Annotated in this window: 8 protein-coding genes and 1 pseudogene; 2 read left to right on the forward strand and 7 right to left on the reverse strand. The window is 63.0% G+C overall.

From position 1 onward, the window contains the following. Nucleotides 1-68 precede the first annotated feature (68 nt). Nucleotides 69-1,322 carry a tryptophan synthase subunit beta gene (trpB, locus tag FLO80_RS15720; protein ID WP_111367445.1) on the forward strand — a complete coding sequence of 418 codons (1,254 nt, stop codon included), beginning with the start codon at nt 69-71 and terminating at the stop codon, nt 1,320-1,322. A 41-nt stretch (nt 1,323-1,363) separates the two neighbouring features. On the opposite strand, the gene hmuQ is transcribed toward trpB, so the two are convergent. The 7 genes from hmuQ to FLO80_RS15755 all read right to left on the reverse strand — a co-directional run bounded on the left by hmuQ (nt 1,364) and on the right by FLO80_RS15755 (nt 7,163). After that, complete coding sequence (gene hmuQ / locus FLO80_RS15725) at nt 1,364-1,684, reverse strand: heme-degrading protein HmuQ (protein WP_111367446.1); 321 nt, start codon at nt 1,682-1,684, stop codon at nt 1,364-1,366. A gap of 104 nt (nt 1,685-1,788) precedes the next feature. Next, nucleotides 1,789-2,166, reverse strand: a complete 378-nt coding sequence (locus FLO80_RS15730; protein ID WP_111367448.1) for a DUF2237 family protein — start codon at nt 2,164-2,166, stop codon at nt 1,789-1,791. After that, the gene (locus tag FLO80_RS15735; RefSeq protein WP_111367450.1) at nt 2,163-3,341 is read right to left on the reverse strand and encodes a serine hydrolase domain-containing protein; all 1,179 of its coding nucleotides are present in this window, start codon (nt 3,339-3,341) and stop codon (nt 2,163-2,165) included. Before FLO80_RS15735 ends, FLO80_RS15730 begins: the two co-directional genes overlap by 4 nt. An 86-nt stretch (nt 3,342-3,427) precedes the next feature. Continuing rightward, complete coding sequence (locus FLO80_RS15740) at nt 3,428-4,459, reverse strand: DUF2332 domain-containing protein (protein WP_111367452.1); 1,032 nt, start codon at nt 4,457-4,459, stop codon at nt 3,428-3,430. Continuing rightward, a complete protein-coding gene (gene pth, locus FLO80_RS15745) occupies nt 4,456-5,166 on the reverse strand; it encodes an aminoacyl-tRNA hydrolase (RefSeq protein ID WP_111367454.1) in 711 nt (236 codons plus the stop codon). The genes FLO80_RS15740 and pth overlap by 4 nt, the downstream gene beginning before the upstream one ends. 140 nt (nt 5,167-5,306) lie before the next feature. Continuing rightward, complete coding sequence (locus FLO80_RS15750; RefSeq protein ID WP_111367456.1) at nt 5,307-5,963, reverse strand: 50S ribosomal protein L25/general stress protein Ctc; 657 nt, start codon at nt 5,961-5,963, stop codon at nt 5,307-5,309. A 693-nt stretch (nt 5,964-6,656) separates the two neighbouring features. Beyond that, a complete protein-coding gene (locus FLO80_RS15755; RefSeq protein ID WP_146611048.1) occupies nt 6,657-7,163 on the reverse strand; it encodes a hypothetical protein in 507 nt (168 codons plus the stop codon). Between the two features lie 446 nt (nt 7,164-7,609). Here FLO80_RS15755 and FLO80_RS15760 point away from each other — a divergent pair. Beyond that, nucleotides 7,610-7,690: pseudogene (locus tag FLO80_RS15760) on the forward strand (IS5/IS1182 family transposase); the annotation flags it as partial.

Consider the following 7,690-nt stretch of genomic DNA (forward strand, 5'->3'; position numbering starts at 1 on the left):
CGCCCGGCTTCTATTGCCCCTTGCCGCGTTCGGGTTTACATCAGCCCGAGGCAACCGGGAGGCGCATCATGGCCGACGATCTTTTCAACAGTTTCATGAACGGCCCCGACGAGCGCGGGCGGTTCGGCAATTACGGCGGGCGGTTCGTCTCGGAGACGCTGATGCCGTTGATCCTCGAACTGGAGGCCGAATACGAGAAGGCCAAGGACGATCCCGATTTCTGGGCCGAGATGGACGATCTGTGGAAACATTATGTCGGCCGTCCCAGCCCGCTCTATTTCGCCGAGCGGCTGACCGAGCACCTGGGTGGTGCGAAAATATACCTCAAGCGCGACGAGTTGAACCATACCGGCGCGCACAAGATCAACAACGTGCTGGGCCAGATCATCCTCGCCCGCCGCATGGGCAAGACCCGCATCATCGCCGAAACCGGCGCCGGACAGCACGGGGTGGCCACGGCCACGGTCTGTGCCAAGTTCGGGCTGCAATGCGTGGTCTACATGGGCAAGCATGATGTCGAGCGCCAGGCGCCCAACGTGTTTCGCATGCGCCTGCTGGGGGCCGAGGTGATTCCGGTGACGTCGGGGCGCGGCACGTTGAAGGACGCGATGAACGACGCGCTGCGCGACTGGGTGACGAATGTGCGCGACACGTTCTATTGCATCGGCACGGTGGCGGGTCCGCATCCCTATCCGGCGATGGTGCGCGATTTCCAGTCGATCATCGGCAAGGAAGTGCGCTGGCAACTGGCCGAACAGGAGGGCGAGGGACGTCTGCCTGACACGGTGATCGCGGCCATTGGTGGCGGGTCGAACGCGATGGGGCTTTTCTTTCCGTTCCTCGATGATCCATCCGTGCGGATCATCGGCGTTGAGGCCGGTGGCAAGGGTGTGGATGACAAGATGGAGCATTGCGCCTCGCTCACCGGCGGGCGGCCCGGGGTGCTGCATGGCAACCGGACCTATCTCTTGCAGGACGAGGACGGGCAGATCCTCGAAGGGTTCTCGATCTCGGCGGGGCTGGATTACCCGGGGATCGGGCCAGAGCACAGCTGGCTGCACGATACGGGACGCGCCGAATATGTCAGCATCACCGACCGCGAGGCGCTGGAGGCGTTTCAACTGTCATGCGCCACGGAAGGGATCATCCCGGCGCTGGAACCCAGCCACGCGCTGGCCCATGTGATGAAGATCGCGCCGGACCTGCCGCGCGAGCATATCATCGTGATGAACATGTGCGGGCGCGGCGACAAGGACATCTATACCGTCGCCCGGCATCTGGGGTTCGACATGTCCGATACCGTGGGGCGCGACGCGGACTGAAATGCGCGGGCCGGGGCAGGGCGCCGGCCACGCGCGGGGGTTCAGCTTTCGTGCACCACGGTTTCGAACCCTTCGAACTGCGGCGGGCCCATCATCACGCCCTCGGTCCGGCCGGAGCCAGCATTCTTGTGGGCGTCGCGGAATTGCTGGGACTTGGTCCAGGCTTCGAAATCCTCGCGGCTGTCCCAGATCACGTGGCTGGAATAGAGGCGGTATCCGTCACCTTCCGGCCCCTTGAGCAGGCGAAACTCGCGGAAGCCTTTCAACTCCTTGAGCTTGCTTTCGCGGCTTTTCCAGATGTTTTCGAAATCGTCTTCGCGACCGGGCGCCACCCGGAACCGGTTCATGGCAATGAAGCTCATTCAAGCCTCCCTTTGACTGTCGGAATGGAATGGCTTGCTGAAGCGGTTGCTTTCGCTGGCGTGGGGATCAGGTAGCATTGGGGCGGAAGCCTGGCAATGCGTCGTCAGGGCGCGGCGTGAGCCTTGAGCACCGACATCGGCACGATTTCAAGCGCGCGGACGTGGGTGGCGGCAAGGCTGACGCGGGGCGCGCAGCCTTCGTCGGCTGCCTGAAGGAAGCGCGCGGCGCAGACGCACCAGTGATCGCCGGGATTGAGGCCGCGAAAATTGAACTCGGGGCGTGGGGTGCTGAGATCGTTGCCGACGTATTTCTCGTAGGCAAGAAATTCCGCCGTCATCTCGCAGCAGACCGTATGGGAACCCATGTCGGCCTCGCAGGTGTTGCAATGCCCGTCGCGGAAGAAACCGGTCACGGGATCGGTCGAGCAGGGGGTGAGCGGGTCGCCAAGCACGTTGACGGGGCGGTCGGGTTCGGCCTTCATTGTGTCTCCTTGTCGAGAGTGGCGGTTATGGCGCGGAACATGGCGATATTGCGGTCGTTTACGCCTGCTTCGCGAAAGCCTCGGTCGGCGCCGTTGGTGGCGATCATCACGCCACGCGGGCGGTCGATATAGATATACTGGCCATAGATACCACGGGCAAAGAATTCGCCCTCGCGCGCGTCGGAGGGCATCCACCATTGCAACCCGTATTTCTGTGCGCCCGGCGCGGTCGGGGCCGAGGGTGCGGTCGAAGCGGCGATCCATTCGGATGGCACGATCTGTTTGCCCTGCCACTCCCCGCCTTGCAGGATCATCTGGCCGAAACGGGCATAGTCGCGGGTGGTGAGGTTGAGCCCGCCAAGGACAAAGGCGGTTTCATAGCCATCGGAGAGGTAATAGGGATCGGCCTCGAGCCCCATGTGATCGAGGATCTTTTCCTGCATCAGGTCGGGGACGTCGCGCCCGGTCGCACCGCGCAGCACCATGCCGAGAACATGGGTGTCGATCGAGACATATTGCCAGCGCAGGCCGGGGGCGGCCTCGGTCTCGGTCAGGCTTTCGGTGAAGCCGTCCATCGAGCGACCCAGTGCGAGGACGCGGCCCATCTTGTTGATGTCGCTCCAGAAATCGAGGTAATCTTCGTCGAAGGTCACACCGCTGGCCATTTGCAACACGTTGCGGATCGTGGCGCCGTCATAGGCGCCGCCCGCAAGCGCGGGGGCGTATTTCGTGACCGGATCGTCGAGCGAGGCGATGGCACCTTCGTCGACGACGATGCCGAAGAGGGCGGAAAGAAAGCTCTTGGCGACGGACCACGAGATGCGCTGGTCGTCTGGGCCGGTGCCGAGGTGATAGCTCTCGTGGCGGATTTCACCGTCCTTCATCACCACGAGTGCCGTGACGGCGCGCGCCTTGATCCAGTCGTCAAAGCCGTCGGGCATTTCCATCGGCGCGCCGGTGGGCAGGGGGCTGAGCGGGCCGGGGCCGCGCGACATCGGCAGGGTCAGGAAGAGATCGTCCATATGGCTGAAATTCTGCACGATGCGCTCTTCGGAAAAGAGCGAGTTCACCGCGAGAAGCCGGGTGATGTTGTCGCGTTTCCAGATGCCCACCGCGATGGCAACGACGATCAGCGCCAGAAGAAGACGCCCCAGGAACTTGCCGAAAGCCCGCATGTTACCCCCTGTTCGTCCCTGATGGATCTTGGCGTTTCATCGCGTGATGATGCCCGGGCGGTGGTGCCTTGGCAACCGGGGGCGGTTCAGAGACCCGCCCAGTTTATCCAGCGGCCGTGGAAATCCACGCGGGCGAGGGCATGAACGGTCCCGCCGGGCCAGAGCCGCAGGGTCAGCGCCGCGCCGATATCATCGCCGTCGTTCTCCATCGAGAGCCATGCCAGGGGGGAGGATTCCGTTGCCTGGGCGCCCGCGGCCTCGATCAGGGCGGTGCCGCGCTCTTGGGCGGAGGCCGGGAAATATTGCCATGCGACAGTGTGATAAACCAGGTGCAGGGCGCCGGGATGAGAGTGGCGCAGGAGGCGGGTCTCGAGCCAGTCGATTGCATCGCCCTTGTCCACTGGTGCGATCTGGGCCGCGATGGCGGCGCGGCTGCGTTCGAGGCGTTCGGGTTGATCGGCCCAGAGATAGGCGAGAAGTCGAAGCCTGTCATTCGGATCGTGCGGGTCGAGCGGGTTGAGATCGACCCCACGCCGGTCGATGACCCGGGGTGTGTCCGGCGGGGGCAGGGGGCCGGTCCAGTCCGGAGCAAGTGTCAGCACCGGATCGGACGGGCCGAAGGTTGTCCCCTTGATGGCAAGCGCATAGCGGTCCCATATCAGGTTGAGCCCGCCACTGGCGCCGAGTTCCGAGAGCACGATGGGAAGACCGAGCCGGTGGGTCAGGGCATGACCCGCCGCGACAAGCGCGATCGAGCGGCGCAGCTCGTTGGTCTGGGGGGCGCTGCTGCACCAGTGTTCGAGGAACCGGGCATGGGCAAAAAGGGCGCGTTCGACCTCGGCCCACAGGGTCGCGTCGGGGACATGGTTCGGCGGATAGGCGCGAGCCAGTGCCGGGTCGCGCCCGGACAGGACCAGCGCATGAAGCCCGCCCGCGAGCCGCAGCGGTAGCGAGGCCCCGGACGGCCCGAGATCACCGGGCCACGCGGCGAAACGTGGAGCGAGGGGAAGATCGGCGTGCCAGTTGCGGGCGAGCAGCCGCAGGAGTTGTCCCATGAAGGGCGACCCCAGACCTTCACAGGCGCGGGCCTGCCGCAAGAAGGCGTCTGTGAGGGTCACCTGAACCGGTCCACCAGCTTTTGCAGGGGCGAGCGGGCGTCTTCCTTTGGGGGCGTCTCGGGGGCTTCTGGGCGCGGCTCGGGTTTGGGGCTTGCCGGTTTCGCGCGCGGCTTGGGGTCGGGCGTGGTCGAGGAGCGGGGTGGTTTGACCCGCAGCGCCACGGCATTGAGGAAACGCCCCGTGTCGCCCCGCGCCAGGTCGGGCGCGCCGTCGGCACAGCCGCGCAGCACGTCGTCGAGCCAATCGGCGTCGGATTTGGCAAAGTCATGCAGCACGTAAGCCGCCACGCGATCCTTGTGGCCGGGATGACCTATCCCGAGGCGCACGCGGGTATAATGCGGGCCGATATGGTCGTGGATCGAGCGCAGCCCGTTATGGCCCGCATGCCCGCCGCCATGCTTGACGCGCAGCTTGCCGGGGGCGAGGTCCAACTCGTCATGGAAAACGGTGATGTCGGTCGTGTCGAGCTTGTAAAAGCGCATGGCCTCGCCAACCGACTGGCCCGAGAGGTTCATGAAGGTCTGGGGCTTCAGGAGCAGGAGCTTCTCGTTGCCGATCCGCCCCTCGCTCACCAGACCCTGGAAGCGGGATTTCCACGGGGCAAAGCCGTGCTCTTCGGCGATGCGGTCGATGGCCATGAAACCGATATTGTGCCGGTTATGGGCATATTTCGCCCCGGGATTGCCGAGGCCGACGAAAATCTGCATGGGCGGCGCCCCCTTTTGCGGTCGCCGAAAGGTCTAGGACGGTTGGGCGCGGGAATCAATCTCCGAGGGGCAAGTCATTGCCGCAAAAAGAAAACGCGGCCCCCGGGGCCGCGCTTCCTGTTCGCTGCGATGTCCGCGGATCAGTCGTCCGATGCCTCGGATTCGGCCACGGTTTCCACCTCGTCGGCGGCGACGTCCTCGGACTCCTCGTCCTCGGATGCGCGCAGGCTCGACGGGGCCGAGACGTTGGCAATCACGAAGTCACGCTCGACCGTGGGCTTGGCGCCTTGGGGGAGGGTGACGTCGGAGATGTGGACGATGTCGCCGATGTCCATTCCTTCGAGATCGACGGTGATCTGCTCGGGGATGTCGCCGGCCACGACGTTGAGTTCGACCTCGGGGCGCACCACGGTCAGCACGCCGCCCTTCTTGAGGCCCGGCGCCTTGTCTTCATTGATGAAATCGACATGAATGAAGAGGCTGATCCGGCTGGTGCGGCGCAGGCGCAGCAGGTCGATATGGGTGGGCAGATCCTTGACCACGTCGCGCTGAACGCTGCGGCAGATGACGCGCACATCGTCCTGTCCATCGACCTTGAGGTTCCACAAGGTCGACAGGAACCGGCCGTTTTTCAGGCGCTTGATCAATGCGTTATAAGGAATGTTGATGGGCAGCGGGTCAACGTCGCCACCGTAAACGATACCGGGCACCATGCCATCGCGGCGTGCCTGACGAGCGGCGCCCTTGCCTGTCCCCGTCCGTGCCTCGGCGTGAAGATCTGGGATCTGTCCAGCCATGAGAGTTCTCCTGTGTGAGGCGGGGCTCCTCCAAGGCTGTAGCCCCGCGTGAAGCGTGGCGCATAGCGGGAATCGTGGAGGTTGGCAAGGGGGATCTGGCCGCGTGACGCCAAGCGTTAACACTCGAATCGGGGGCCGAAAAGGGGGGGGTGACATCCGGCTGCCCTCCGGCTGCTGCCCGGCTGCCGGGTGAAACGGGCCGGGGAGGGGGCCCGAAGGTTAACGGGGTGTTCGGKGGGTAGGGRGGGGGAGGGTGCGGGCCGGTGGAGGTCAGTTGGGTGCAGTGGGCGGGGGCGGCGGTGTCAGGCCAAACGCGACCCTCGTCCTATCATCGCTGCGAACGGCAGCAGTCGGAACATGGGTAGGAGGCGGGCTTTCGCTGTGATCCACTCCAAGGTGTTCAATGCGGGCGAAGTTGCCCTTGCCCGGAACAGCGGCGTAGCCGCCCGGGCAGCGCCCGACCGCCCCCCGGGCGGGCGCTATTCAACGTTGAACTACCGATAATCGTTGGAGGATACCTTGCGATAAATTGCCTACCACAACCGGCGGGAGCGCCCACCCGCGGTCGGGCACAGCCCTCTTGTCGAAAGGCCCGCAGCGGGCTTCAAGAGGGCGTTCTCTGCGATTGGAGCGAAGGCCCGCAATGGGCCGCGTTGTGCGTTCGCAGCCCTAAATGTGAGGTCGCAAATCCTATCAGAATCCGGCCAATAACTTCGTCAAAAGGTTCCAAGCGTGCTGGGCAGCAATCCCTACCGCTGACGACGAGAACTCTATCGCTAACCACCCCAACGCGCCAAGCAGCACCAACTTCACTGCCTGAGGCCGCGTGCGGGGTGCCTTCAGTAGATCAACGCCGGTCCGTATTTCAACGTGGATTCGGGCCTTGTCATCTGGAGGTACTTCATTGCTTTCTCGCAATCGCTCATCTACTTCCGCGACGCTGGCAAGAACCTCGTGAAAAATCGCTGAATTGTGGTCGAAGGAAACGATTCGGTCGGAGGCTGGCGCAACCGCTTCATCTTCTACGTCTTCGGCAATTCGTTCAAGATGGCGGCGTAGCTCTTCTGCGTGTGGCTCAAACAGATGCTCCGCCATTTCCTGTATTGTTCGGTTGATATTGTTGTCACCAGAATAGAAGTAGTCAAATGCAAAATTCACTGGATCTAGTTCATTAGACGCGAGCCTTCGCAAAAGTGCCATGTGCCCTCCTATGCGCGCGTCAAGATCATCTGGCCAGGCCAGCCTACCTGATCCCACCATACTTCCCGGATTCGAGATAACAGTCGCCTCCACATCACTCCAAGTTGTCGTGGAACACAGTCTAGTAACCTCTAATCCCAATACCGGCGGTGCGTTGTCCAAGTTTGCCAACCACGCTCGTAGATACCTGGCAAAGTCTTCCGCTCGGGCAGTGTATATGCGACGCCCAGTGTCCTCATAGGCTTCAAAGAAGCGGGAAATTTCTCTGTTCATCTTGAACTGCTTACAATTTCTGTTCTGTTCGAGACTATTTCAGTCATGAAACGATAGAAAGTGGTGAAATCGTAGCATGTCGATAGAGCCTATGTTTATGACTGCACTAGGGTCAGGATGCATTGATTTCCAACGCGCTGCGTGATTCACGGCTCGGAAAACGGAGCGGTGACATGAGCGACCTTTTCTGGCTGACCGACGAGCAGATGGCCAAGCTTTCCCCTTTCTTCCCGAAGTCGCACGGTAAGCCGCGG

The sequence above is a fragment of the Aquicoccus porphyridii genome (assembly GCF_008369105.1).
Taxonomy (GTDB): domain Bacteria; phylum Pseudomonadota; class Alphaproteobacteria; order Rhodobacterales; family Rhodobacteraceae; genus Aquicoccus; species Aquicoccus porphyridii.